Origin of the sequence: Shewanella waksmanii (genome assembly GCF_043643685.1) — a bacterium.
Classification (GTDB): domain Bacteria; phylum Pseudomonadota; class Gammaproteobacteria; order Enterobacterales; family Shewanellaceae; genus Shewanella; species Shewanella waksmanii_A.
In genome coordinates this window covers 313,203-338,045 of record NZ_JBHZSN010000004.1, presented here as the reverse complement: position 1 = coordinate 338,045, position 24,843 = coordinate 313,203, and the positions used below count along the sequence as shown (strand labels likewise).

General features: G+C 44.4%; 27 protein-coding genes and 1 tRNA gene. 11 read left to right on the top strand and 17 right to left on the bottom strand.

Going from position 1 to position 24,843, the window contains the following annotated elements; all coding sequences use genetic code 11:
• Positions 1-94: 94 nt before the first annotated feature.
• Complete coding sequence (locus ACHUFW_RS08440; protein ID WP_394202157.1) at positions 95-685, bottom strand: carboxymuconolactone decarboxylase family protein; 591 nt, start codon at positions 683-685, stop codon at positions 95-97.
• A gap of 110 nt (positions 686-795) precedes the next feature.
• Here ACHUFW_RS08440 and ACHUFW_RS08435 point away from each other — a divergent pair, with 110 nt between their 5' ends.
• Positions 796-1,392, top strand: a complete 597-nt coding sequence (locus tag ACHUFW_RS08435; protein WP_394202156.1) for a MarR family winged helix-turn-helix transcriptional regulator — start codon at positions 796-798, stop codon at positions 1,390-1,392.
• Positions 1,393-1,395: 3 nt separating this feature from the next.
• On the opposite strand, the gene ACHUFW_RS08430 is transcribed toward ACHUFW_RS08435, so the two are convergent.
• The 9 genes from ACHUFW_RS08430 to ACHUFW_RS08390 form a co-directional block, all read right to left on the bottom strand.
• Positions 1,396-2,013, bottom strand: a complete 618-nt coding sequence (locus ACHUFW_RS08430) for a YceI family protein (RefSeq protein ID WP_394202154.1) — start codon at positions 2,011-2,013, stop codon at positions 1,396-1,398.
• An 84-nt stretch (positions 2,014-2,097) separates the two neighbouring features.
• Positions 2,098-3,312: a DUF418 domain-containing protein gene (locus ACHUFW_RS08425; RefSeq protein ID WP_394202152.1), complete on the bottom strand. Its 1,215-nt coding sequence runs from the start codon at positions 3,310-3,312 to the stop codon at positions 2,098-2,100.
• 280 nt (positions 3,313-3,592) lie between these two features.
• Complete coding sequence (locus ACHUFW_RS08420; protein ID WP_394202151.1) at positions 3,593-4,378, bottom strand: substrate-binding periplasmic protein; 786 nt, start codon at positions 4,376-4,378, stop codon at positions 3,593-3,595.
• Positions 4,379-4,397: 19 nt separating this feature from the next.
• Positions 4,398-4,826: a hypothetical protein gene (locus ACHUFW_RS08415; RefSeq protein ID WP_394202149.1), complete on the bottom strand. Its 429-nt coding sequence runs from the start codon at positions 4,824-4,826 to the stop codon at positions 4,398-4,400.
• A gap of 42 nt (positions 4,827-4,868) precedes the next feature.
• On the bottom strand, positions 4,869-5,036 hold the full coding sequence (locus ACHUFW_RS08410; RefSeq protein WP_394202147.1) for a hypothetical protein: 168 nt from the start codon (positions 5,034-5,036) through the stop codon (positions 4,869-4,871).
• 157 nt (positions 5,037-5,193) lie between these two features.
• Entirely contained in the window at positions 5,194-5,493 is a 300-nt protein-coding gene (locus ACHUFW_RS08405; protein WP_394202146.1) for a DUF3088 family protein, read from the bottom strand.
• Positions 5,494-5,636: 143 nt separating this feature from the next.
• Positions 5,637-6,260, bottom strand: a complete 624-nt coding sequence (locus tag ACHUFW_RS08400) for a hypothetical protein (protein ID WP_394202144.1) — start codon at positions 6,258-6,260, stop codon at positions 5,637-5,639.
• Positions 6,261-6,278: 18 nt separating this feature from the next.
• On the bottom strand, positions 6,279-7,226 hold the full coding sequence (locus ACHUFW_RS08395) for an alpha/beta fold hydrolase (protein ID WP_394202142.1): 948 nt from the start codon (positions 7,224-7,226) through the stop codon (positions 6,279-6,281).
• Between the two features lie 59 nt (positions 7,227-7,285).
• Positions 7,286-7,828 (bottom strand): hypothetical protein, encoded by a 543-nt coding sequence (locus ACHUFW_RS08390; protein ID WP_394202141.1) that lies wholly within the window; start codon positions 7,826-7,828, stop codon positions 7,286-7,288.
• A gap of 428 nt (positions 7,829-8,256) precedes the next feature.
• Here ACHUFW_RS08390 and ACHUFW_RS08385 point away from each other — a divergent pair, with 428 nt between their 5' ends.
• Positions 8,257-8,514 carry a type B 50S ribosomal protein L31 gene (locus tag ACHUFW_RS08385; protein ID WP_394202139.1) on the top strand — a complete coding sequence of 86 codons (258 nt, stop codon included), beginning with the start codon at positions 8,257-8,259 and terminating at the stop codon, positions 8,512-8,514.
• On the top strand, positions 8,511-8,651 hold the full coding sequence (gene ykgO, locus ACHUFW_RS08380) for a type B 50S ribosomal protein L36 (protein ID WP_394202137.1): 141 nt from the start codon (positions 8,511-8,513) through the stop codon (positions 8,649-8,651). The genes ACHUFW_RS08385 and ykgO overlap by 4 nt, the downstream gene beginning before the upstream one ends.
• 192 nt (positions 8,652-8,843) lie before the next feature.
• Here ykgO and ACHUFW_RS08375 read toward each other — a convergent pair whose 3' ends face one another.
• The 5 genes from ACHUFW_RS08375 to ACHUFW_RS08355 all read right to left on the bottom strand — a co-directional run bounded on the left by ACHUFW_RS08375 (position 8,844) and on the right by ACHUFW_RS08355 (position 12,360).
• On the bottom strand, positions 8,844-9,230 hold the full coding sequence (locus ACHUFW_RS08375; protein ID WP_394202136.1) for a hypothetical protein: 387 nt from the start codon (positions 9,228-9,230) through the stop codon (positions 8,844-8,846).
• Positions 9,231-9,379: 149 nt separating this feature from the next.
• Positions 9,380-9,718, bottom strand: a complete 339-nt coding sequence (locus ACHUFW_RS08370) for an outer membrane protein assembly factor BamB family protein (RefSeq protein WP_394202134.1) — start codon at positions 9,716-9,718, stop codon at positions 9,380-9,382.
• A 306-nt stretch (positions 9,719-10,024) separates the two neighbouring features.
• Positions 10,025-10,101, bottom strand: a tRNA-Pro gene (locus tag ACHUFW_RS08365).
• A 145-nt stretch (positions 10,102-10,246) separates the two neighbouring features.
• Positions 10,247-12,025 (bottom strand): DUF3413 domain-containing protein, encoded by a 1,779-nt coding sequence (locus ACHUFW_RS08360; RefSeq protein ID WP_394202133.1) that lies wholly within the window; start codon positions 12,023-12,025, stop codon positions 10,247-10,249.
• 119 nt (positions 12,026-12,144) lie between these two features.
• Positions 12,145-12,360, bottom strand: a complete 216-nt coding sequence (locus tag ACHUFW_RS08355) for a YejL family protein (protein WP_394202132.1) — start codon at positions 12,358-12,360, stop codon at positions 12,145-12,147.
• A 253-nt stretch (positions 12,361-12,613) separates the two neighbouring features.
• Here ACHUFW_RS08355 and yejK point away from each other — a divergent pair, with 253 nt between their 5' ends.
• The 3 genes from yejK to ACHUFW_RS08340 all read left to right on the top strand — a co-directional run bounded on the left by yejK (position 12,614) and on the right by ACHUFW_RS08340 (position 15,805).
• Positions 12,614-13,645: a nucleoid-associated protein YejK gene (gene yejK / locus ACHUFW_RS08350; protein WP_394202130.1), complete on the top strand. Its 1,032-nt coding sequence runs from the start codon at positions 12,614-12,616 to the stop codon at positions 13,643-13,645.
• Positions 13,646-13,975: 330 nt separating this feature from the next.
• Complete coding sequence (locus ACHUFW_RS08345) at positions 13,976-14,857, top strand: 6-carboxytetrahydropterin synthase (RefSeq protein ID WP_394202128.1); 882 nt, start codon at positions 13,976-13,978, stop codon at positions 14,855-14,857.
• A gap of 129 nt (positions 14,858-14,986) precedes the next feature.
• The gene (locus tag ACHUFW_RS08340) at positions 14,987-15,805 is read left to right on the top strand and encodes a M23 family metallopeptidase (protein ID WP_394202274.1); all 819 of its coding nucleotides are present in this window, start codon (positions 14,987-14,989) and stop codon (positions 15,803-15,805) included.
• A gap of 88 nt (positions 15,806-15,893) precedes the next feature.
• Here the strand turns inward: ACHUFW_RS08340 and ACHUFW_RS08335 are convergent, their stop codons facing one another.
• Positions 15,894-17,270, bottom strand: coding sequence for a leucyl aminopeptidase family protein (locus ACHUFW_RS08335; RefSeq protein WP_394202127.1), 1,377 nt, complete (start codon positions 17,268-17,270; stop codon positions 15,894-15,896).
• Between the two features lie 77 nt (positions 17,271-17,347).
• The gene (locus ACHUFW_RS08330; protein WP_394202125.1) at positions 17,348-17,767 is read right to left on the bottom strand and encodes a hypothetical protein; all 420 of its coding nucleotides are present in this window, start codon (positions 17,765-17,767) and stop codon (positions 17,348-17,350) included.
• A gap of 265 nt (positions 17,768-18,032) precedes the next feature.
• Here ACHUFW_RS08330 and ACHUFW_RS08325 point away from each other — a divergent pair, with 265 nt between their 5' ends.
• The 5 genes from ACHUFW_RS08325 (at position 18,033) to prpF (ending at position 24,780) form a co-directional block, all read left to right on the top strand.
• Positions 18,033-18,689, top strand: coding sequence for a GntR family transcriptional regulator (locus ACHUFW_RS08325; RefSeq protein ID WP_394202272.1), 657 nt, complete (start codon positions 18,033-18,035; stop codon positions 18,687-18,689).
• A 30-nt stretch (positions 18,690-18,719) separates the two neighbouring features.
• Entirely contained in the window at positions 18,720-19,598 is an 879-nt protein-coding gene (gene prpB, locus ACHUFW_RS08320; protein ID WP_394202124.1) for a methylisocitrate lyase, read from the top strand.
• Positions 19,599-19,752: 154 nt separating this feature from the next.
• Positions 19,753-20,877 carry a bifunctional 2-methylcitrate synthase/citrate synthase gene (gene prpC / locus ACHUFW_RS08315; RefSeq protein WP_394202122.1) on the top strand — a complete coding sequence of 375 codons (1,125 nt, stop codon included), beginning with the start codon at positions 19,753-19,755 and terminating at the stop codon, positions 20,875-20,877.
• Between the two features lie 67 nt (positions 20,878-20,944).
• A complete protein-coding gene (acnD, locus tag ACHUFW_RS08310; RefSeq protein WP_394202121.1) occupies positions 20,945-23,548 on the top strand; it encodes a Fe/S-dependent 2-methylisocitrate dehydratase AcnD in 2,604 nt (867 codons plus the stop codon).
• A complete protein-coding gene (gene prpF / locus ACHUFW_RS08305; RefSeq protein ID WP_394202119.1) occupies positions 23,545-24,780 on the top strand; it encodes a 2-methylaconitate cis-trans isomerase PrpF in 1,236 nt (411 codons plus the stop codon). The genes acnD and prpF overlap by 4 nt, the downstream gene beginning before the upstream one ends.
• Positions 24,781-24,843 lie beyond the last annotated feature (63 nt).

Here is a 24,843-nt window from a genome sequence, read left to right as displayed (position 1 = left end):
GGAAACTAAGCCGTTTTAAGTGTAAATGCATTAATAAAAAACCGAACCTAAATATTGATTTAGTGTTCGGTTTTTTTATGTCTATAGCTTTGTATTACTGGTGTTTGCTGACCTGCCAGCCGTTATGACCGAGGTACTGCTCACCCGCATCAATGGCGCCGCCCTCAAGCGTAGTTGCCATGGAATCATTCCAGCGGTTGAGATAGCCAAACAGTGAAATCACTCCAAGTATTTCTACAATTTCACCATCATCCCAATATTCATTCATTGCTTGGCTAATCGAATCGTCGACGGCATTTGGTACGCTTGATGCCGCTAAAGCAAACTCAAACGCGGCTTTTTCAGCTTGGGTGTAAAGATCGCTTTGTCTAAATTGCCAAATATTTTTTAAACGTCCATCACTGCCGCCATAGCGCTGTGCTGCCAAAATCGTATGGGCTTCGCAGTAACGGCAACCAGTATTTGCACTGGTGATGTAGCCAATTAAGCGTTTTAGCTCTGATGTGACCCTGCCATGATTTTCCATCACCGCTTTATTTAAATTAATAAACGAGCGCGCAATGGCAGGGCGTATTTGCATTGTCAGTACACTGTTGGGGCAGAAACCTAAAGTTTCATTGAAAAATTTCGCCAGTTCAGCGACTTCTGCATTTGCATCTTGAGTTAGGGGTTTAACTAGCGCCATAATATTCCTCGATGTTTGGTTAAGTTATGTTGCATATGCAACATAACTTAACCAATGTTTGTATGCTTGTCTATTTAATCAACGAAAAAACCGCGGCAAAAGGAATAGGTATGACCAGTAACCAGCGTCTAGAGGCATTTAATTTAGCAGAGCAGCAAGACGGTGCACTCGATCTTTATCAACATATTCCCTATCGCGTGGCCGTAACCAGTAACCTGTTAGCCATTGACCGTGATGCCAAAATCGCTCAGCTTACCGAGCTGCATACTCGAGAAATTCGAGTGCTACTAAATGTAGGAAGTTATGGCCCTGTGAATGCGGCAGACATCGCCTATCAATCGCGCCTTGATCCTTACTCAGTCAACCGAGCGATTAATAGTTTGTTGAAAACTGGCTACCTAGAAACCTTACCCAGTGCAGATAAACAGCGCAGTAAACCGGTGCAAATTACTGCTGAGGGTTTAGTGATTTACCACAAAGTCGCCCGTCATATGCAGCAACGACAAGCACAGCTAATGCAGGGCATTTCAGAACAAGAGCAAGCACAACTGTTGAGCTTATTAGAAAAGTTAGAGTTAAATGCCGAATCAATGTTAGCCAGTCACGTTCAGCAAGCTGAGCAGCAGGGTCTTAGCGTAACCCGAGATCAAAAAGAGTTATTACGTTGGCAGCAAAGAACTCAGAAAATGATAGCGACGGGTGAATAAGTGCTATTGGGCTTGTTTTAGAAACTCTGCGTAGATCTCAATAGTCACTTCATCACCCACCATGGGGACGTAGCTCCCCATAGCAAAATCTGAACGTTTAATGGTACCGACCGCACTGAAACCTAAGGTGTATTTACCGGTCATCCAATTGTCAGCGCCACCATGAAATGTCGCCATAAAACTCACTGGTTGACTGATCCCACGAAAGGTTAATAACCCATTGAAAGCAAATTGGCTGTCATTAATGGGCGTTACGGTGTCACTGACAAACACCGCTTGAGGATATTGCGCAACATCAAACCAATTACTCCCTGCTAACGTCTGCTCAAGCTGCGCATTATTAATGTCAATGGAGCTCATATCGACCACCGCTGATAGTTTAGCCTGCTGCATGTTTTGCGGTGAGAAATCGAGGCTAGCATCAAATTGGTTGAAGCGACCGACGTAGGTTGATAGTCCGAGATGTTGAATTTTAAACATCAGCCGACCATGGTTAGGGTCAAGTTGATATTGACCCGTTGCTAACTTTGTCAGACTTGGCTGAACCGAAGGCGTTAACCAACTCATACAGCCACTGAGTAATAACAGTATTGCTAGGGCTGTAAGTTTTGATATCTGCATGAAAAGGCCTTTAGTGATCTCATGTTGTTATTGCTACCAGCATAGCGAGTTTCGAGCTGATTTTTAATCATTTTTACCAGCTAGCTAGATAGTTTGATTCGATGGTTTCGATTTTAAAATAGCTTGATTCTTGGCACTTAGTTTTCGCCAAATGGCTTCAAGTGGCCCTTGGTTAACGTGTTTCAGGTAAAAATGTGCTATGGCTATTTGCACTACAGTGAACATCATGGCCACCAATAGGTATTGCCAACGGTCAAAATTCAATTGCCACTGCGGGAAAAGGTGGCGTAGCAAAATCACACCGACGACAGATTGCAATATGTATAGACTCAGCGATAACCTGCCGACCTGTTGTAACCAAACGAGCCCTTGTTGGCGATATTGGCCTAACTTAACGATGATATGTAGATAGATCATTGCCATAGGAATGGCGCCAAGCATCATGAAAATGGTCGATAACTCTTGTAGCACCACCGATGAGCTAAAGCCGAGCAATGTATCGGCGCCGCTCATAAGTAGCGCCATTGCCAACATCAACAATAACTGTCGGCGAGTGAAACCTTGGCTAAAATATTGCTGTTTAAATAGGGCGATGCCGATAAGCATGAGGGCGCTGTTGTACCACAATAAAGTCAGCGGAATAACCAATGCCATATAAGCAATCATGATAGCTTGGGACTGGAGTTGGCCAAGATATGGGCCGGTCCAAATTTTCAGTTCTTGCTCAAATAATGCTGAGCCGCGATAGTAAGGATCCGATTCTAACGTCAGTGATACAAGGGCGATGACCGTCAAGGCAATGGTAATAAATAGCGCTGCTTTAGTGAGTAGTTTTTTGTATGGATAGTCGACGTAGCATAAAGCCAAAAAGCCGCATAGGCCGTAAGTAAACAAAATATCGCCTGAAAACAGCAGTACACCATGAACAAGGCCAAAAACCATGAGCCATTTCAGCCGGCTTTTTACGGTGGCGATGTTGAGTTGGCCAGTAGAGACTTTTTGACACTGTAGATAAAGGCCAACGCCAAAGAGCATACTAAATAGCGTAATAAATCGACCTTCGACGAAAATATTACTCAGTACTTCAATGATTATGTCAGATGCTATTTGTGGCTTATGGGGCGCATAGCCGTAAAATACGTTGCCCATAAAGTAGATATTGATAAACAATATACCTAGTAGTGCAAACCCGCGAATAGCATCGAGGTTGCTTAAGCGTGCGGTGGCGTGGTGATTATTTTGAACCGTACTATCTTGGTGCTTATCACTTTGGCTTGTTTTACTTAACAAAGTCGTCATTAACTCAGTTTTCCTTAACAGTCTTCGTTAACACTGTCGCTGTTAACAAAAGCTTCCCTTACAATAGTTGTTCTTAACTTAGGCTATCTTAAACAACAATTGCACTTTAAAACCATAATAAAATATCTTTTAATTCAGCGATATATTATACGTATTTTGAATGGATTTTGGCTAGCTTAGCTTTGTAGGGTAATGAGTTGGTATCAAGTGTTAGCTGATTTGCCATGACGAAATTGTTTTTTTGCTCGACAAAATGATTATCGTCAATTGGCCACACGCTTTAGGGGTGGACGTTCATCACCTCAAGCTCAGCATCGCGCCAACTGGATAATTGATATTGGGCCATGATTTCATCAATGGTGCCATCAAGATGAAATCTCGCCATTTGTTGATCAAAATAGCTCATCACTTTGGCGTTTTTTGACAAGCGTGCTTTATTGGTAAAAGCCATATAGATTTTAGCACTGCTGACACAGCCAGCGACGCGGTAATTATCGGCTACATTTTGCTCGCGCAATTCGAACATGGTGGTATTGTAGGTGAATAAAAATGTGTCCATTCGCTGTTTATCTAGCTTGGCAGCGCTTTGTATCACGTACTTATCAAAATAGGGCCGATACTGAAACTGTTCGGGGTTATTGGTGACATATTCGTTAAGTTCTTCAATGGAGGTATTAGTAGCAATACCGATTTGCAGGCCCTTTAAAGACGCGGTGCCATTATAGTGCCAGCGAGAGGTGTGGCGGGTAAAAAAACACATGCGTTGCTCGCCCACTTCTTCAACTGGGTAATTCAAAGCGGGTGCTTCGGCTTTGGCTGGCGAGAGCAGGGCATCCACTTTGCCGGACTCAGTTAAGAATATGGCCCGACTCCACGGGTAATAGTTTATGTCAAGCTCATAGGGGCTTTGCTCAAATACACGTTTTACAATGTCGATAACAAAGCCTTGATTCTGCTTTTCGGGACAGATTTGCGGACACCAATCTATTGCAGCAATAGAGATCGTTTCGCTATGTGCCGGGCTAGCACTGAGTAGCAATAATGAGAGCAGTAGTTTACCCTTCATGTTTGTCACCTTTTGCGCGTTAACGCTGTGTCGGCAGCACTATCGCTAGCGCCATTAACCTATTGAGTACATAAATAAAGGTAGATGCAGCGCGAAGCAAATACCAGTTACCGCGATGATATATTGTTGAGTTGTTGAACGCTACCAATGCTGATTCAAAATCCTTTTTTACTAGGGCTTGAAAGCCGGCTTGTTCAAATTTTATTGCGGTTTGATATTGGTTAAGTTCTTTGCCGATATTGTTGTTATATTGATTGGCGGCAGCAATGATGGTTTTGGTTTCATTGGGTAACTGATTATCTGCCGCAGATTGAAGTTTTTGTTTTAGATGTTGATTGACTATTTGCTCTATTGCCAATTTTAGTGATTCATCTTGAAGAACACTGGCCAATATTTGCTGTGTTGCCAGTGAGATATAAGCATCATCGGAAAATATTTTCGGCAACATGGTGTGGGCTAATTCGAGTTGCTTTATATGGTTCTTTTTATTTTATAATTGTAGGTTAAATAGCGCATCAAGTAATACAACGAGTATGGGTGCGAGTAAGTATTGAAAGAAAAACTGTGGTTTATTTTGTTTTTCGACTTCGAGTGTTAACACTCTATCAGCTAGCGATGACGTTTTCTCATGTGGCTGTGAATAATCCTTTTTGCTCATGATTTTCTCACAAATATTTTTATTTTGCGTTGTAAATTAAAGCGGCTATTTAAAATTAAAACAATTATATTTTTAAAATAGATGATTGCTTTTGAGGGGATTACGCCCCTTAATACATGAATTAATACTAAAGGGCATATTTTATTATGTTGTTATGTTAAGGATGTGCAGCTGCGCCACCATATTCACTCGCAAGATAGTTGATAATGGCAACAGGGTCGGTGATAAATTCCTGCTTAGTTAGAATTAATACCGGCAACCATTGGTTTTGTTCTCCTAAAATATCGACAACATCTTGCCTAGGTTTTTCAAAGCTGATCCTCTGAATATCAACATGTTGCTGCCAATGTGGGTTGAATAACAAGGCCCCTTCTATCATGGCACAATGGGAGCATATCCATGTTGTGTCGGGTCCATCTTCAAATGGCATCGATAAGATAAATAATTTTGGTTTCATTTTTCACCAGTTATATAGAGTTGAGTAACAATAAAATATTCTCAGTGTTTATAGCGGTTATTAGCTATATTATGCGTTTTTGGTGTTAGTTTTGTCTGAAAAAAGTACATCTTTAATGCTAAACCATAAGTAGACGATAAATATTAAAAAAGTAGGTTTTGCATATTCACTATACCAGCAACCTGTTTATAAAGTGGTTGGCCCTGTTTGTCGCACTCTTCAATAAATGCATGATACATTCGGCTATTAGATAAGATTAAGGTGATTTGTTCTAGCTCAAAATGATGATCACCTTTTAGTCGCCATTCTCGCTCATGAGTCCAGTCAATAATATTATTTGGGTTGGATAGATCTAAGTTAACAATGCGCCACCATTCTGATTCAGCCAGATAGGCTTTAGCATCCACGGTCTTATCATAAATAACTGGTCTGCCGCCTTGGCAGTAAATATCGGTTTTAGCAAACATAAAACCACATGAACTGTACCGCCTTTTTGCCTTAGGGTTTACTTCGCGGTATTTTTGCTCAAACCACACATTCTGGCAGATGGCGTTAAGTGGCGTGTCTTGAAAGCATACGGCAGAATCATTACCTACGATAAACCCTCCGGTTGTGGTACTGCCGATGAGCTTTTTCTCAGACAGAATTTTGTATATTAACTTAACCATGGCGTTGTCATCTTCTGCTCGGGTTAAGTGGACTAGTCCTGTCGTTAAATCAGTACGTTGTGAATAGCGTTTTCGCCAATGTTTAGTGGTATATGACATGATATTCCCTATCAAGATTTATTGTGCTGCAGTAAATGACAAATAGGCTCTGGCAGATTGAGCTGGCATTTCCATCATAGGTAGGTGACCCGCATCCTTGATGATCTGTATTTGAGCTTGAGGCATGGCTTGATGCAGTGCTTTCGCGCCTGAAACGTGTAGTATTTTATCTTCAGTGCCCCAGGAGATCAGTACTGAACTTTGATAACCTAGGAGGGTTTGGTTTAGAGGCAGATCTGGATGTATTTGATGGTGTTTAATGCGATGAATTTGCTGATATATTTTGTTGTTAAGCGGAATTGCTGCAATCGCTTTTGTCGCTAGATGATCGATAATTGGCTGGGGAATAAACGGGGGAGTAACAAACAGTGACTCGAACAGCTGGTTAAACTCCTGTTGGGTTCTTGGCAATATGGTTGGCTGTTGACCTTGTTCTATAGCAAGCTCCATGTCACTTTTTTGTGTACCGGTGACGCCAAAAGGGCTAATGAGCCAGAGCGATTTGACCTGTTGAGGATATTGCGCTGCAAAATTACCAGCGATGTAGCCGCCCATTGAGCTGCCCGCAAAATGGGCATTATCAATATTTAGTGCGACTAGTATTCCTTTGACTCTTTCGATTTGTGATGTGACATCATAATTCAGTGTTGGTGAGCGAGTGCTGTCACCAAACCCTGGTATGTCTACCGCAATAACATCATAATAATCAGTGAGGTAGTAGGAGACCTTATTCCAATTATCCTTATCTGCACCAAAGCCGTGGAGCAAAATTAACGGCTCGCCGGAACCCCCTCGCAAGTAGGCGATGTCTAATTCATCAAGCTTGAGTTTGTGTTTGCTCATCCCGGCAATATGACGATCGATTGCGATTAAGTACTTAGCTAAAAACGCATTAGGCAAAGTCAAATACAGCGTTGTTAATAGTAATACGATAACAGTGACTGCAACACCGAGTTTAGTTTTCATGGTTAACTCCCTTTAATGCTTCCATGTGTTGATGCTTCGTCGTTGTTTGTCGCTAATAGCTAGGAAATAGGGGGATTTTGTTCAGGGCGACGAAATTCCTGTAATTCCCAAAGTGCCAAACTGTTAGGGGCTGCAATAATTTTCAATTGTGAAATGGCATTAATGTAATCTTGCGCAGAATCGTTGCTAATCCAATAGTAATCTAGGTTTGCTAGATCTCGAATAATACCGTCTATTGGGCAGTGTGGCGGCTCAGCAATCAGCTCTGCACACCAAAGATATTTTAAGTATAAATTGATAAGCTTTTGGGCTACGCCAAATCTAAATCGGCCTTGGTGTAACCATGCTTGATGTGATTGGGATATTTGATTCGCTAAATGTGAAATAACAGCAATATGATCGGCCTCAGATTGGCCACCTTTAACATATAAAGCCTGTAGTTCTACAAGTTGCTGGCGAATGGCTCGCCTAACCATAGAGCTTTGCTTTGTGGTTATGCCTTGGGCGTAAACCGGATGCAGGCTTGTTCTTGTTGCCAATGAGGCATTTAAGGTAAGAATCCCGAGCTCGTATTGCAGAAAATCCTTTTTCTCTTCAACCATTAATCTGTTTCACAAACCTGTTCAGAGTTTCCAAAGCGATAATTTAACATTATTTTATCATTTTTCAATCGTGGCAGTGTTTATCTCTTGTTTTTAAACTGAGTTTTTAAAAAGCTTTTGATTAAGCGCGTAAATTGAGCGCTTAAAAATAGGTTTACATGAGATTGATCGCGCCAATTGCTTTACCAAGGTAATAACGCAACCAAACAGGTTAGTCGCTGTAAACTACCTTAGTAGGCCGAGCGGGAACAAACTCTAGTAAAAAAGACGCTAGTCTTCATAGCTTATACCTTTAGCTTGTCACTACTGCATAGAAAAGCGGTAAACAACTTCAGTATCTCCATCTATTATAAATGAGAACTATTTCTATTTACTGTAAGAGACTAAAGATGTATTGTTATGTTGTATCGTAACAACACGGGAAGGCTATGAAAGCAAATATTCATCCGGATTATCAACAGGTGGTATTTCACGATACCGCTGCCGACAGTTATTTTGTGGTGGGTTCAACCATCAAAACGGATCGCACAATTGAGTACCAGGGGAAAACTTATCCCTATGTCACAATTGATGTATCGAGTGTTTCGCATCCTTTTTACACCGGAGAGCAACGCGTTGCCCAAAAAGATGGCCGAGTGTCGAAATTCAAAGATCGCTTTGGTCATATTGGGAGTAAATCGTCGTGAAAGTATTAAGTTCACTAAAAAGCGCTAAGTCTCGTCATCCCGATTGCCAGATCGTCAAGCGGCGGGGTAGAACCTATGTTATTTGTAAGTCCAACCCTAGGTTTAAAGCGGTGCAGGGCAAGCGAAAACAGCCTTGAGCAAACGCGAAGCAGATAAAATCTACCCCTCATAACTGCGCGGTATTAACTTAGCAGTATTAAATTAGCAGTATTAAATTAGCAGTATTAACTTAGCTACCTATCAACTTAGCTAACAATCGCTATAGAACTGAGTGAAACAGCTTGTTTGCATTGCATTCTTGAAGTTGATTAACTGTATATAAGTCAACTTCAAGGATGAAATTGGCAATTAGCTTGCTGAGTGAGTATTTGTTTTTTTGCGGCGTTAGCCAAAGCCTTTGACTTAAAGCTGGCTAAACGAAAACGGCCAGATAACGGCGCGCGTATGGTCGCCGCAGGAAAGCCGATAGATGCGCCAGTGGTATCCACAATTGCTAATTGATGGCCGATATGTTGCTCGGTGACGTGATAAAAGTGGTTGGACTCTTTGTCGGTCAGTTCAATATCAAGTGTCCATTGACCACTAACGTGGGATTCGTTCACGCTGATTTGTTTGATACAACTTGCTGATATTCGAAACTCTAGTAGCTTTGGTGCTTCTATAGCCATAGGCGCGAAACTGGCAACCCATAAAGCTAGCAGTGATAGACGCATCATAGTGCTATTTTCACCCTCTCATCATCACCTTCATTTGAAGGTTTGCATTTTACCATGTTGCGGTGGAACTGACATAAGATTGCGACGCTGCGGCTTAAAGTGGGCAACCGCTCAGGTTTAATCTTGCGTATACCCAAGCGGTAATCAGGCTAGCTGTTTGATGTTGTGGCCGCTGATGTGGCGACGGTTGTGGCTGCCAGTGCTTGCTGAGTGGCAACTTGTTCTGCAATAAGCGCAGAGTTTTGATGCTGGCTGGCGATGATACAGGTGCCGTACCCAAGTCCTTTTAATGTGTTTTCCCAAATGATGGAGCCATCAGTTGCATTTAAGCTAAATAGGTGGCCGCCGGCATAGGCGAAAACGTGTTCATTTTCACAATAGACGTTGGTAACCGTAGAGGTTTTGAGCTTAGTTTTCCAAAGCTCCTCACCGGTTGTTTTGCTTAAACTGACAACGTGACTACTAATCCCTAGAAAGAGTTTATCCATTATGTATTCCATTAACTGTTGTAGGTACATGCCCAAAGCTATTAATAACTTAATTGTTTAAAGTTAGGGCTTAGGTTATTGAATAGTTAACCATAACTTAATCTATTTCGTTAATATATGCCATAAGGCAGGAAGTCGTACGTGGCCTAGTGGGCTAAATGCATTGGCTGGATGGTGACTCATACTGAGCTAATTTTATTCAATCAGATAATGTTGAATTCGCTGTGAGTTACGGATAGTTGTCGGATAATAAAGTCGATTTAACAACAAAAAAGCCAGCTAATAAGCTGGCTTTTTTGAAGAATGTGGTCGGTATGAGAGGATTCGAACCTCCGACCCCTGACACCCCATGACAGTGCGCTACCGGGCTGCGCTACATACCGAATTTTTATCGCATCCATTTGGTTTTACATTGGGGTCCAAACAGATGAGGCAGCACTTTAGCAAGACCTGCTCTGTTGCGCAAGTGCTTGGGCTACCACAGTTAACTGACTGGCTAGTTTGTAATCGTCAAGCTGCGATACCGACCTAGTTATTGTACAGGCGTCGGCCTTCACGCATGACCTGTATCAACTCAGGTGCGCCGATTTTCTTCTTAAGCCGTTTGTCATAATCACGGTTATAGATACGGTATTTACCATGTCTGTCGATCACCGTGATTTCATTTTGCTGGTAGATGGCAAACATGCGGTTGTTGCCAACGTAGGTCCACGTTTCGCTATTAGGGCTCAAGATACTGCGTCCTGCACTGTACTCTTTAGCGGGGTTGGTGCAGTTCATTAACTGGGTCATCACCGCAGGTACAATGCCATAGTGGCTGGTACGGTAGTCGACATCTTTGGCTTTCTCATAGCCTGGCCAGCTAATAATCAGTGGCACTTGCACATTCTGTGGCGAGTAGTTAGAGCTTGATTCTGCATGATTACTGCTAAACAGCTTGCCGTTGACACCGGTAATAATCACTAAGGTGTCAGCGGGTACCTTGGCAAGAATCGATTTTATTTGCCCGTCGATAAAATTGAGTGATTGACGATACTGATTAAACAGGACTTTCTCAGCCGGGCGCAATGGCTTGTTAGGCCGTACAGTTTCGATTCCAAGAAATCCAACCGGGGTATCAAAGTTCTCTGGTGACTTTAGATTAACCAGTGCAAACCACGGTTGATTTTGCTGTTGTTGCCACTTGATAAAGCGCTTAGTTGAGATGATGTCGGTTTCAGCCATGCTTTCGTTATCTGGGCTGATAATGGCATCAAAATCATTAAATATTGCAGCAGGACGAGGATCGGCCTCAGGACCAAATAGCCCAAGCTGATAGCCTTGTTGTTTAAGCTGTTGAGTAAATAATGGTGAGGTGTAATTTAAATCTTCAGCATTAATGTAACTGCCTTGCAGGGCATATAACAGCGAGAACATGCCGCTGTCGAAGGTGTTGCCACCACTTAAGTGTTCATTGAATCGTTGGTTTTGTTGACCATACTGATATAAAAACGGCATGGTGTGCTCATCGAGCATATCCGCCCTAAAGCTCTCAACAGTAATGAACAACATATTAGGCTGCTCAGTTATGCGGCATTGCAGTGGGCTTTTTGGGTAGCTCAATGTCGGTTGCGGCAATACTGAGTTATTGCTGGCGATACGCTCAACACCTTGGCTTTCCATAAAGGTTTTTGCCGTTGCTGGGTATGACAGCGGATAGGTGTCGTCAAATCGCGTGATTTCATAGACTTCGGCGGCATCAGCCCAGATGTGAATTAAATGACTGCTCACAAAGCAGATGCCGACAAAGGCGACCACTTTATTGCCACAGTTAATTTTCTGGATCTTATCGATGCGTTTCCAAAGGAAGTTTGCCGCAGTGAGCTCCAGTATTAAAATACCAATAGGGGTAACGATATAGGAGGTGCCTTGCAACAGGGCGTTAAGATCTTCCCAGGCGATATCGAAAACAAATGGACTTAAGTGCAGACCATAATCATCGTATATCACGGTGTCATACAGCAAGATGCACAAGCTTAAAGTTGCCACCACCGCCGCGTAGCCGCGCAGAATTTTAGAATAGGGTAGCAACAAGGTCACTGGGAACACCATGACCAAATAAACAATGAAGGCTAAGAAACTAAAGTGACCTATGGTGCTGAGGGTTAAATAGCCCCAACCAATCCAAGAGTCCGGTGTGCCTACGCTATCAAGAAAACGCACCCCGACGATCATCGCTAAAAAACCATTGAACAGGGCGAACCAGTGCCCCCAACTCACTAAGCGTGATACGCGATCACGTCCTAACTCTTTTTTCCGCTCAATCATAGGGTTCCGCTAATCTTGATAGTTCTTATGCGTATTATTGTCTACTGTACGCGAGTAATAGATGACTGGCAAAGTTTGCAAGTTGTCTTTACCGTGTTTGTCTTTACCGAGTTGGGTAATTAGCCTTTTACTGATTGCGCTAATGCTTTGGCAAATTGCTCTGCTACAGCTTGTCGTGCTTCAGCAGGGACTTTGCGTTCTAGAAGATCGGTGACACAATTACCCAACACCATCAGGCTTAAATCTGTTGGTGCGTCATGTTTTGCTAAAACAGCAAGCAGTTCTGCGATGATAGTTTCAACTTGGGTATTAGAATATTTTGATTGAATTGCCATAATTTTAAACAGTGTTCACTGGTAATACGAAATAACTGGCTATGATAGCGTATTTTAGGCCGCGGTGCCGTATGTTTTTATCTGCAACTCGCGCAAATTCAGCGAGTAATACCAAGATAGATTTATCACTTAGGTCTGGTATGATGTCGAGCTTAGATAAATTTGCCAGCCGTTGGTTTTTGTTTAGGCAAATGTAACCATTATGGTGATTATTTTCTGCGGAAAATAGCCACAATTATTTAAGTCGAGGCTTATGAGTATTAACGTTGAACAAGCAATTATTCATGCTATCTCTCAAGATGGTGAAGGCCAGCTAAGTTGCCGATTGCGCCCACAACCTTTGCTAAACAGTCAAGCAGTCGAAACCATGCTAGACGAGCTGCATCAAACTTATACGACTAAAGCAGGTAAAGGTTTTGGTCATTTTGGTACTCATGGTGATGACGGTGAGGCGAACCCGAAGTTTAAAGACGCACTTACCGAGTATCGTAATGGTGAATTAGGCTTTGTTGAGTTTTCTAGTATTGCTGGTAAGTTGCTGCAAGAAGAGCTCGCCAAGTATGATTTTAGTCAAGGCGGCTTTCTGTTGTTGTCCTGTTATACCTACATGACCAGTGATTATCTGTTTGTCTCGCTGCTTAACGCTAAATCATCGATGACCGTATTGGATGATATGGAGCTGTCGCAAAACACCCATTTAGATCTAAACAATGTGCAATTAGCTGCCCGGATTGATCTAACAGAGTGGCAGGCTGAGCCTGACTCGAAAAAGTATATCTCCTTTGTTCGTGGCAGAGCGGGTCGCAAAGTGGCGGATTTCTTCCTTGATTTTATGGGGTGTGTTGAGGGTGTGAACACCAAAGTTCAAAACAAGCAGTTGATGAACGCGGTTGAAGACTTTGTAGCCAGCAGTGAGTTGACTAAGGATGAGCGTCAGCAGGCGCGCGAAAAGGTGTTCGAGTATTGCACCGAGCGTGTTGAGGTGGGAGCAGACATTGAGCTTAAAGATTTAGCCGATGAACTTGCAGACTCAGGTATGGACTCCTTTTACGATTTCGCCCAAGGCGGCGATTATGAATTAGAGGATGAATTTCCTGGTGATAAGCCCACCTTGAGACAGTTGAAGAAGTTTTCGGGTACTGGTGGTGGCGTGACCTTGAGCTTTGATGGTGCTCATTTGGGTGAGCGGGTTATTTACGATCCGATTTCAGATTCTATCTTGATTAAGGGTGTACCCGCTAACTTGAAAGATCAGCTAGATCGTCGTCTAAAGGGCGGTCATTAGGCTGAGTGAAAGGCTTGCTTGACAGTGACTGCATGACAGATATACCCATTAAAAAGGCGCTCAAAAGAGCGCCTTTTTTATTTGGTTGGTATAAGCCACTCGCCGTTTGGTAAGCAGTAATTTGCTGGGATTAACATCATGATGGGGATTATCTTGCGTCAGTAGTTAATCTTTGGCATTTTCATAGGTATAATTCGCCTCTGCTTTGCATTCATTGTTCATCATGTCAGCATCACAGCATGAATGATGGCATTGCATTAGCGTAGAGCCCTTGGCATGTTGCTTATGGGCGGTATTTAAGGTGGACTGTTTTTCTGCCTAGGAGAAAAGATGCAACTGTTTGTTAGAGATTTAACTGTCATTGATTTTTCTTACCTTTGCCCAATTAGAGGTATGGTGGGAGAAAGTTGGATTGTCGATGTGTTACTGGATGGTGGCCTAGACGATCAAAATATGGTGTTAGACTTTTCGAAAGTAAAACGCACCATTAAAGACACCATTGACGATGTTGCAGACCATCGTCTGCTAATCCCCACTGCGTGTGCTGAAGTTAGATGGCAGCAGCAAGGGGATAGAGTATGGATGGATTTCAATAGCCTTAAAGGCAGTATCCATTTGGCATGCCCGTCTCAAGCGTTCGCTTTGATCCCCACCGAGATCATCGATTTTGATAGCGTCAATGCGTTTTTGCAAAAAGCATTAAAAGAAGTGTTACCTGATAATGTTGACGGCATCGCATTAACTTTGCGCAATGAGATTCATGATGCGCCGTTTTACCACTATTCCCATGGGTTGAAGAAACACAATGGTAATTGTCAGCGCATCGCGCATGGCCATCGCAGCCCAATTAATATTTTTGAAAATGGTATTCCTGCGCCCAAGCTTGATGAGCAATGGGCCAAGCGTTGGCAGGATATTTATTTAGGTACCGATGAAGATGTGGTTGCTGTGAGCGAAATGAGTTTATCGGCACAAAGTGTGGCTACCGATGATACCCATTATGGCTTCAGTTATATTGCGCCACAAGGTGAGTTTCAGCTAGCGATGCCTAAGAAACGCTGTGAAATCATCCCCCATGACACCACCGTTGAGTTGCTTGCTGACTTTATTGCTAGCACCTTGGCAGCCCAAACGCCGCAAAGTGAATTTAAAGTGATTGCCTATGAAGGGATTGGTAAAGGTGCTATTGCGGTAAAAGGGCAACAAGGTTAACACAGTGCAGTTTGGCTCAGTACCAGTGGGTTTACAGGTTTGATTTGGCTTAATTGAAGTGAGTTTTCATCATAAGGAATGGTTTTGAATCAATCGAGAGTTTATCGTCAGCGTAGTGCAGTACAAGCGATGTTGGTCAGTGGGTTAATGCTGCTTGGATTGAGTTTACCCACTCAGGCTCAAGTGCAGTTGCATGGCAAGATGGAGCAGGGCGCGTTGATTCGCGGTGAAACCCTTCCTGGCACCCAAGTAAGACTTAACGATGTTGATATTGACGTGACGCCAGATGGCAAATTTGTTTTCGGTTTTGAACGTCAGGCAAAGTTATCGCAACAACTGAGTTTAGTTTACCCTGATGGATTGACTCAGATTAAGCCGTTAACCATCAGCGAGAAGCAATACAAAATCGATCGCGTTAATGGCATTGCCAAGAAAATCATGAAGCCAGATCCTAAAGCCCAGGCGCGCGCAGCCAAAGACAGCAAACAAGTTAAAGCAGCGCGCAATACCTTTTCAGCGCAACAAGCGTTTAGCCAAGACTTTATCTGGCCCCTAACCGGCCGCATTTCAGGTGTTTATGGCAGCCAACGTGTATATAACGGTAAACCTGGCAATCCGCATTATGGTGTGGATGTGGCTGCTAAAACGGGCACTGTGGTGGTTGCGCCGCAAGATGGGGTGATCACATTGGCCGTTGCCGACATGTTCTATTCCGGCGGCACGATTATTTTGGATCATGGCTATGGGGTCAGTTCGAGCTTTTTGCACTTAAGCAAGCTTTATGTCGAACCAGGACAAGTGATAAAGCAAGGTGAACCAATTGCCGAGGTTGGTGCAACAGGGCGAGCCACCGGTCCTCATTTAGATTGGCGCATCAATTGGTATCAAATGCGACTCGATCCGGTCACTGTGGTGCCCGATATGGCTAGCGTGTTGAAAAAACAGTGATGATTCTCCACTGAAAACAGCGATATTGTTTAAATAAAGCATATAAAAACGCAGGTCATTACCTGCGTTTTTTGTGGGTGAGATTCACCTATTGGCCGAAACGATTTTGTAAGTAATCAAATACCGCCCGAATACCAAATGCTTCACCACCGATTGGGCGTCCAGGTAGTTGACGGTTATTCCAAGCCATTACGTCAAAGTGACTCCAGCTAATGTCATCATCAACAAAGGCTTCTAAATATAGCGCTGCAGTGATCGCGCCGCCAAAAGGTGTCTTGGCACAGTTGGCGATATCAGCAATATCACTGCCGGTGAGTTCTAGATAGGGCTTATGTAACGGCATACGCCAAATCGGATCTTGTACCGCTAGACCTGATTCTGTCATCGCCGCGGCAACAGCGTCATCATTGCTGAAAAAGCCCGGTAACTCAGTACCCAGTGCAATACGCATTGCGCCGGTTAAGGTTGCAAAGTCAATCATCAGCTCTGGTTTATCATTGTTGGCTTCTGCCAAGGCGTCACATAACACCAGGCGACCTTCGGCGTCGGTATTATCAATTTCAACCGTCAGGCCTTTACGGGTTTTAATCACATCTCCTGGGCGAAACGCATTGTCCGATACCGCATTTTCCACCGCCGGTACCAACACGCGTAAGCGAATGGGTAGGTTTGATGCCATGATTTGATGAGCAAGACCGATAACATGGGCTGCGCCACCCATATCTTTCTTCATCAATCGCATACCCGCACCAGGTTTAAGATCAAGACCGCCAGAATCAAAACAAACGCCTTTACCCACTAGGGTTACTTTAGGGGCATTTTCATCACCCCAAGTTAAGTCAATTAATCTTGGTTGGTTGGCGCTTGCACGGCCAACCATATGAATGGTTGGATAATTTTGCTCAAGTAACTCATCACCAATAATTTGATTGATATTTGCGCCAAACTCTTCAGCTAACGCAGTCATGGTTTCACCTAAGTGTTGCGGCATCATATCGGCAGCAGGGGTATTGACTAAATCGCGCACTAAGCTAACTGAACGTACCAGTTTCTGGCATTCATCAACCAGTTGGGCATTGTCGATGGTTAACACTGGGTACTGTTTGTCATTTTGTTTATATCGATCAAATTTGTATGCGCCTAATCCCCAGCTAAATGCTGCCACTTTTGACAGTGTCGTATCGGCGGCTAAGTGGTAATGCCCAGCCGGTAATTGATTGACTAAATCACCACACAACCAGTATGACTCGATATCATTGCTGACTAAAATGACCTGATCTAATGCACCTTCAGTATTGGGAATGATACTGTGGCCCTTGCCATTAAAATTAGTGGTAGTTAGCCAGTTTTTGACTTGTTGTGGCTGCTTGTCTAGCCAAGTTGGATATTGGTCGCTGCTAATAATATGTAGAGGAGTACCATCTTTGCTATGTACAATTAGCTGAGTTGTTTTAGAGCTTGTCATTGCGCGCTTCACTTATAGGTCATACAAAAGTTAACGGCTAGATTAGCAGGGTATTTGGTAGGGGGTAAAGCCAGCGACTATTTACTGATGCCTTTTTCACCAGCTTGTTTTAGTTTCTGTTTATGACGATTAAGTTCTGCTTTGCGCTGGGCTAAATTATTAAATGAGCTGGGTAAAATATCGACTTTAACCAGTTTACCTAGCTTGACCACCACAGGAATAGTGATGGGAGCAAATGGCAGTACGGCAAACACACCGAGTCCTAAGCCCTTGATCAGATCGGCTAATTGTTTATTAGCTTCTGCCAACTCTTCTTTGCTTGCACTATTACGGGTATAGCGCTTGTAGATCACCAACATGTCTTTGGTTTCTTGAGTCTCTTGCGACAGGGCATCTTTTAGTACCAACATATCTCGCTTGAGTCGCAACCAAAATCGACGATGGCCAATCCGTAACACCCGCACAGGGGCTCTGTGGATATGACGATAGATTTTCATGGCGCGGATTGTCGCACAGCTTTAGGGGTAACTCCTACCTTTAGTTCTACTATTTGCCCTTGTTATGCGACTAATGTCTATAAGCGTATAAATTGTGCGCAATTTTTTTGCAAGAACCCGCGCACATCCGGTTTTGCAGCTAGTTGAGTGGCGACTAATTCAGTGAGATGTTGATTTTGTCGACAATCTGTTGGGTTTTAGCTTGACCTTACGCATATATTTGCCTACATTGTCGACAATTCGTTATTTTTGTGAGCTAGGTCAAATGAGTTTCTTTTCTGAGCAACCGGTAACTGCGGCGGATAAAACCTTCATACAATTGCGTCAAGACATTGTTGAGGGGGTGATTGTTGCCGGGACTAAGCTTAGTGAAGCTGAATTGTCGACAAAGTATCAAGTGAGTCGTGCCATCATTCGTGAAGCAATAAACCGCCTAGAGTCTTGTCGAATTGTTGAGCGTAAGGCGAATGTCGGGGCTCGTGTTGCATCTTTAACTGCAGCAGGACTGGTTGAGCTTTATCAAGTGCGCGAAGCGCTAGAAGGTATGGCGGCGCGGCTGGCGGCCAAAAACATGTCTGATGAAGAGATTGCCGATCTTAATGGGTTATTGAATAACCACTTCGATAAAGTCAAAACCGGGGAATCCTATTATCAAGAGGCTGGTGATGTCGACTTTCACTACCGGATCATCATTGGCAGCAAGAATCACCACCTAATCAATATGTTGACTAATGGTATCTATCACTTGGTGCGGATGTATCGGGTGCAACTAGGCATGGCTGGTCCGCGAGTGACAACAGCCTTTGATGAGCACCGAAATATTGTCAATGCCATCAGCAATCGTGATGAAGAATTAGCTGAAATGCTAATGCGACGCCACATCATGTATTCCAAAAATAATATAGAAGCAAAATTAACCTAAATTGTTAGCCAATTATAAGAGAGCAACACCATGAGCGCAGGAAAAAAGTTTCGTCAAGCATTAGCGGACAACCAACCATTACAGATAGTCGGTACCATTAACGCTTATTCAGCGATGATGGCTAAGCAGATCGGCCATCAAGCCATTTATTTGTCAGGTGGTGGCGTTGCCAATGCCTCTTATGGTTTACCGGATTTAGGCATGACTTCACTCAATGACGTCATTGTTGATGTGCAGCGTATTACCGCAGCATGTGACTTGCCGCTGATGGTTGACATTGATACTGGCTGGGGCGGCGCTTTTAATATTGCCAAAACCATTCGTGATATGGAAAAGGCCGGCGCTGCGGCAGTGCACATGGAAGATCAGGTTGCGCAGAAACGTTGTGGTCATCGACCAAATAAAGAGATTGTCTCCTGTGAAGAGATGGTTGATCGCATTAAAGCTGCGGTAGATGCGCGAACAGATCCTGACTTTTTCATCATGGCCCGTACCGATGCATTTGCTCAAGAAGGGTTAGAAGCGGCCATTGAAAGAGCTAAAGCCTATGTGGCCGCTGGTGCCGACGGTATATTTGCAGAAGCAGTGAAAACAGAAGAACACTATCGCGCGTTTAGCGAAGCCTTAGATGTACCTATCTTGGCCAATATCACCGAGTTCGGTCAAACGGAGTTGTGGAATAAGCAACAACTTGGTGAGTGGGGATGCGCCATGGTGTTGTATCCACTGAGTGCCTTTAGAGCGATGAATAAAGCTGCTGAGTTGGTATACAGCAGCATATTAAATGATGGCGATCAAAAGGCGGTGGTTGACACCATGCAAACTCGCATGGAGTTATACGATTACCTAGGTTATCACGCTTACGAGCAAAAGCTTGATGCGCTATTTAGCGAAGGTAAAAACAAATAAGTTTTTAGCGTTATAGAACAAGCCCTACGGTGGTGTGTCAACTGCATACCACCGTTAATAAATGCAAAAAGCAACACAATAAGATAACCCAAATCAAACGTTCGTCAGGAAGACAGCGTGGTTTAGCGGTTACAAATCGATTGAGGAGAGCGTCATGGTTGATAAGAAGTTAGGTGGAGCAGGTCTACGTGGTCAAAGTGCAGGTGAAACCGCATTATGTACTGTGGGTAAATCAGGTAGTGGATTAACTTACTGCGGGTATGATGTATCAGATCTTGCAGACAATGCGACCTTTGAAGAGGTTGCTTATCTGCTATTTAACGGTGAACTACCCACCGTCGATCAGCTGGCGACATACAAGGCAGAGCTGAAAACCATGCGCGACTTGCCTCAGGCATTAAAAGAAGTGTTGCAGCGTATTCCGCAAGATGCTCACCCTATGGATGTCATGCGTACCGGTTGCTCATTTTTAGGTAATCTAGAGCCCGAAAATGACTTTAGCGAACAAAGCCGTGCAGCCAACCGCTTACTAGCCGCGTTTCCGGCTATTATGTGTTACTGGTATCGCTATTCGCACGATGGTGTAGAGATAGACTGTAACAGTGAAGAAGACTCGATTGGCGGCCACTTTTTACGTTTGCTAAATGGCACGACACCGTCTGAACAACATCGCCGCGTCATGGACGTGTCGCTTATTCTGTATGCAGAGCATGAGTTTAACGCCTCGACCTTTACCGCCCGTGTTTGTGCATCGACATTGTCAGATATGTTCTCTTGTATTACTGGCGCAATTGGTACGCTGCGTGGTCCACTTCATGGCGGTGCAAATGAAGCGGCAATGGATATGATCCAAAAGTTCACATCACCTGAAGATGCCAAAACGCAAATGGCCGGTATGCTTGAGCGTAAAGAGAAGATCATGGGCTTTGGTCATGCAATTTATCGTACTTCTGATCCACGTAACGTGATCATTAAAGCTTGGTCGGAAAAACTGGCCCATGAGTTTGGTGATACCAGCTTGTATGACATTTCCGTCGCCTGTGAAGAGTACATGTGGGACACCAAGAAACTGTTCTGTAATGCTGATTTCTTCCATGCGTCGGCCTATCATTTTATGGGCATACCCACTAAGTTGTTTACCCCTATTTTTGTTTGTTCTCGATTAACTGGTTGGGCTGCTCATGTGATGGAGCAACGCAGCAACAACCGTATTATTCGTCCAAGTGCTGACTACATCGGCAGTGAGCCACGTAAAGTCACCCCCATAGCTGAACGCTAACAAACCTTTGCGGTGCCACAGACTTAATTGCTGTGGCATCGGTATTCATTTTTTTGGGGAACTGCATATGAACAGCCAATATAGAAAGCCGTTAGCGGATACCGGGTTAGATTACTTTGACACCCAAGCTGCGGTAGATGCGATTAAACCAGGCGCTTACGCGTCCTTGCCTTATACATCTCGTGTGCTCGCTGAGAACTTAGTGCGACGTTGTGAGCCTGAGAAACTCACTGCGTCGCTACAACAAATCATTGAACGCAAACGCGACCTCGACTTCCCATGGTTTCCCGCTCGTGTCGTATGTCACGATATTTTAGGGCAAACCGCGCTGGTGGACTTGGCGGGCTTACGTGATGCCATTGCCGCAAAAGGTGGTGATCCTTCAAAGGTCAACCCGGTTGTGCCGACCCAGTTAATTGTGGATCACTCTTTAGCCGTTGAGCATGCGGGGTTTGAACCCGATGCATTTGAAAAGAATCGTGCTATTGAAGACCGTCGTAATGAAGACCGTTTTCATTTTATTAATTGGACCAAAACTGCATTTGAGAATATTGATGTGATCCCGCCTGGTAATGGCATTATGCATCAAATTAATCTCGAGAAGATGTCCCCTGTGGTTCATGCCCGTGATGGTGTTGCTTTCCCTGATACGCTAGTGGGTACCGATAGCCATACCCCCCATGTAGATGCCCTTGGTGTTATTGCCATTGGGGTTGGCGGTCTTGAAGCAGAAAGTGTGATGCTAGGTCGCGCCTCTTATATGCGTTTGCCAGACATTATTGGTGTTGAGTTAGTGGGTGAGCGCCAAAGTGGTATCACGGCAACGGACATCGTATTGGCCATTACCGAGTTTTTACGAGAGCAGCGTGTTGTTTCCTCCTACCTGGAGTTTTTTGGCGATGGTGCAAGAGCATTGACCCTAGGAGACAGAGCCACTATCTCGAATATGACGCCGGAATTTGGCGCCACTGCTGCGATGTTCTATATCGATGAAAAAACCATAGATTACTTAACCTTAACTGGCCGTGATGATGAGCAAGTTAAACTAGTTGAAACCTATGCCAAACAAACCGGTTTGTGGGCGGATGCATTAGATACTGCGCAATATGAGCGGGTACTGCAGTTTGATTTGTCCAGTGTCGGGCGTAATATTGCGGGTCCATCTAATCCTCATAAACGGGTTGCAACAACGGATCTTGCAGCACAAGGCATTAGTGGCGAAGTTGAAAACGAACCTGGGTTAATGCCTGATGGCGCGTGTATTATCGCCGCGATAACCAGCTGTACTAACACCAGTAATCCGCGCAACGTGATTGCTGCAGGCTTATTAGCGCGTAATGCCAATGCCAAAGGTCTGAGTCGTAAACCTTGGGTAAAAACATCACTTGCGCCGGGCTCTAAAGCAGTACAACTTTATTTAGAAGAAGCGAAGCTGCTTCCTGAACTGGAACAGCTTGGTTTTGGTATTGTCGCCTTTGCTTGCACCACCTGTAACGGCATGAGTGGCGCGCTCGACCCGGTGATTCAGCAAGAAGTGATCGATCGGGATCTATACGCTACTGCTGTACTATCTGGAAACCGAAACTTTGACGGCCGTATTCATCCATACGCCAAGCAAGCATTTTTGGCTTCGCCGCCGTTAGTGGTTGCCTATGCGATTGCCGGAACAGTCCGATTTGATATCGAAAAAGACGTGTTAGGTTATGACAATGAGGGACAAGCGGTAACCTTAAAAGATATCTGGCCATCGGATGAAGAAATTGACGCGGTGATTGCAGCCAGTGTTAAACCTGAGCATTTCCGCCAAGTTTATCAACCTATGTTTGACATAAAAGTCGACTATGGCAATGCTGAACACCAAACTAAACCTTTGTATGACTGGCGCCCACAGAGTACCTATATTCGTCGACCTCCATATTGGGAAGGTGCCCTAGCAGGCGAAAGAACCATGAAAGGTATGCGTCCTTTAGCGGTATTGGGTGACAACATTACCACTGACCATTTATCACCGTCTAATGCGATTATGTTAGACAGCGCCGCGGGTGCATACCTGCACAAAATGGGGCTGCCAGAAGCTGACTTTAACTCCTATGCCACCCACCGCGGCGATCACCTCACAGCACAACGAGCGACATTTGCTAATCCGAAACTGTTCAATGAAATGGTGAAAGAAAACGGCCAAGTGAAGCAAGGGTCTTTAGCGAGAATAGAACCTGAAGGCCAAGTGTCACGCATGTGGGAGGCGATTGAAACCTACATGGAACGTAAACAACCGCTAATCATCATTGCTGGTGCTGATTATGGTCAAGGCTCGAGTCGAGACTGGGCAGCAAAAGGCGTGCGTTTAGCGGGGGTTGAGGTCATTGTCGCAGAAGGGTTTGAGCGTATTCATCGAACCAACCTAGTGGGAATGGGGGTATTGCCACTTGAATTTACCAACGGTGACAATCGCCATACCTATCAAATTGATGGTAGCGAGACTTATGATGTTGTTGGTGAGCGAACTCCGGGTGCAGAGCTCACTTTAATCATGACAAGGCGTAACGGTGAGCAAGTCAACATTGCGGTTAAGTGTCGACTTGATACCCAAGAAGAGTTATCGATTTATGAAGCGGGCGGTGTACTGCAGCGATTTGCTAAAGACTTTCTCGAAAAAGGGGACAGTGAATGAGCATAACCAGTTTCGCGCCGCAAATTCGTGTGCCAGCAACTTACATGCGTGGCGGTACCAGTAAAGGGGTATTTTTCTCTTTATCTGATTTACCACCAGCAGCACAGGTTGCAGGAGCCGCAAGAGATGAGCTATTACTTCGGGTCATTGGTAGTCCAGATCCCTATGGCAAACATACCGATGGCATGGGCGGGGCGACCTCAAGTACCAGTAAAACGGTGATTGTCTCTGCAAGTAGCCGCGATGATCATGACGTGGATTATCTATTTGGCCAAGTGGCGATTGATAAAGCGTTTGTCGATTGGAGTGGCAATTGTGGTAATTTATCTGCCGCCGTTGGCGCGTTTGCGGTGCATGCTGGTTTAATCAGTGCCGACAAAATGATTGAGAACGGTGTATTGTCTGTGCGCATTTGGCAGGCCAATATCAATAAAACCATCATCGCCCATGTGCCAATCACTGCTGGCCAAGTGCAAGAAACTGGCGATTTTGAACTTGATGGTGTGACCTTTGCGGCGGCAGAAATCGGTGTTGATTTTAATGAACCCGCTGCTATGCCTAAAGCTGGAGAGATGAGTCAGTTGTTCCCGACAGGAAAGGTGGTTGATACGCTTCGCTTGCCCGATGATGTGTTTAATGGCGCTGAGATCAGGGCCACTATGATTGATGCGGGTATCCCGACTATTTTTGTTAATGCTGATGATATTGGTTATCGCGGTGACGAGCTGCAAGATGAAATCAACAATGATGTCGATGCATTAGCCATGTTTGAGGCACTTCGAGCTATTGGCGCAGTGCGTATGGGGCTGATTAATGATGTTAGTGAGGCAGCAGGTCGCCAACATACGCCCAAAATCGCCTTTGTCTCGCCGTCGTCGACTTATCTTGCATCAAGCGGTAAACAGGTGGCTGCCGATGATATTGATTTTAATGTCCGGGCATTGTCAATGGGTAAGTTACACCATGCCATGATGGGAACCGCGGCGGTAGCCATTGGTACCGCAGCCGCGATACCGGGAACCTTGGTCAATTTAGCAGCCAGTGCTAATTTTGCCTTGAGTCAGTCGCCATTGCCGCTAGACAGTGTTAATTTTGGCCATCCTTCTGGCACCTTAAAAGTGGGCGCAAAGGCACAGTTGTCTGCACAAGGGTGGGTGGTGACTCAAGCATCGATGAGCCGCAGTGCTCGAATACTCATGGAAGGTTGGGTCAGAGTGCCATACAGGCATTAGCTTATAGTTATTATGTCAAGCGCCTATTATCCTAGATAGTAGGCGCTTTTTTATGTGCTTGGG

Coding starts and splice junctions, on each gene's coding strand:
- ACHUFW_RS08440 (WP_394202157.1), bottom strand. CDS start 685: ATGGCGCTAGTTAAACCCCTAACTCAAGATGCAAATGCAGAAGTCGCT.
- ACHUFW_RS08435 (WP_394202156.1), top strand. CDS start 796: ATGACCAGTAACCAGCGTCTAGAGGCATTTAATTTAGCAGAGCAGCAA.
- ACHUFW_RS08430 (WP_394202154.1), bottom strand. CDS start 2,013: ATGCAGATATCAAAACTTACAGCCCTAGCAATACTGTTATTACTCAGT.
- ACHUFW_RS08425 (WP_394202152.1), bottom strand. CDS start 3,312: ATGACGACTTTGTTAAGTAAAACAAGCCAAAGTGATAAGCACCAAGAT.
- ACHUFW_RS08420 (WP_394202151.1), bottom strand. CDS start 4,378: ATGAAGGGTAAACTACTGCTCTCATTATTGCTACTCAGTGCTAGCCCG.
- ACHUFW_RS08415 (WP_394202149.1), bottom strand. CDS start 4,826: ATGTTGCCGAAAATATTTTCCGATGATGCTTATATCTCACTGGCAACA.
- ACHUFW_RS08410 (WP_394202147.1), bottom strand. CDS start 5,036: ATGAGCAAAAAGGATTATTCACAGCCACATGAGAAAACGTCATCGCTA.
- ACHUFW_RS08405 (WP_394202146.1), bottom strand. CDS start 5,493: ATGAAACCAAAATTATTTATCTTATCGATGCCATTTGAAGATGGACCC.
- ACHUFW_RS08400 (WP_394202144.1), bottom strand. CDS start 6,260: ATGTCATATACCACTAAACATTGGCGAAAACGCTATTCACAACGTACT.
- ACHUFW_RS08395 (WP_394202142.1), bottom strand. CDS start 7,226: ATGAAAACTAAACTCGGTGTTGCAGTCACTGTTATCGTATTACTATTA.
- ACHUFW_RS08390 (WP_394202141.1), bottom strand. CDS start 7,828: ATGGTTGAAGAGAAAAAGGATTTTCTGCAATACGAGCTCGGGATTCTT.
- ACHUFW_RS08385 (WP_394202139.1), top strand. CDS start 8,257: ATGAAAGCAAATATTCATCCGGATTATCAACAGGTGGTATTTCACGAT.
- ACHUFW_RS08375 (WP_394202136.1), bottom strand. CDS start 9,230: ATGATGCGTCTATCACTGCTAGCTTTATGGGTTGCCAGTTTCGCGCCT.
- ACHUFW_RS08370 (WP_394202134.1), bottom strand. CDS start 9,718: ATGGATAAACTCTTTCTAGGGATTAGTAGTCACGTTGTCAGTTTAAGC.
- ACHUFW_RS08360 (WP_394202133.1), bottom strand. CDS start 12,025: ATGATTGAGCGGAAAAAAGAGTTAGGACGTGATCGCGTATCACGCTTA.
- ACHUFW_RS08355 (WP_394202132.1), bottom strand. CDS start 12,360: ATGGCAATTCAATCAAAATATTCTAATACCCAAGTTGAAACTATCATC.
- yejK (WP_394202130.1), top strand. CDS start 12,614: ATGAGTATTAACGTTGAACAAGCAATTATTCATGCTATCTCTCAAGAT.
- ACHUFW_RS08345 (WP_394202128.1), top strand. CDS start 13,976: ATGCAACTGTTTGTTAGAGATTTAACTGTCATTGATTTTTCTTACCTT.
- ACHUFW_RS08340 (WP_394202274.1), top strand. CDS start 14,987: ATGTTGGTCAGTGGGTTAATGCTGCTTGGATTGAGTTTACCCACTCAG.
- ACHUFW_RS08335 (WP_394202127.1), bottom strand. CDS start 17,270: ATGACAAGCTCTAAAACAACTCAGCTAATTGTACATAGCAAAGATGGT.
- ACHUFW_RS08330 (WP_394202125.1), bottom strand. CDS start 17,767: ATGAAAATCTATCGTCATATCCACAGAGCCCCTGTGCGGGTGTTACGG.
- ACHUFW_RS08325 (WP_394202272.1), top strand. CDS start 18,033: ATGAGTTTCTTTTCTGAGCAACCGGTAACTGCGGCGGATAAAACCTTC.
- prpB (WP_394202124.1), top strand. CDS start 18,720: ATGAGCGCAGGAAAAAAGTTTCGTCAAGCATTAGCGGACAACCAACCA.
- prpC (WP_394202122.1), top strand. CDS start 19,753: ATGGTTGATAAGAAGTTAGGTGGAGCAGGTCTACGTGGTCAAAGTGCA.
- acnD (WP_394202121.1), top strand. CDS start 20,945: ATGAACAGCCAATATAGAAAGCCGTTAGCGGATACCGGGTTAGATTAC.
- prpF (WP_394202119.1), top strand. CDS start 23,545: ATGAGCATAACCAGTTTCGCGCCGCAAATTCGTGTGCCAGCAACTTAC.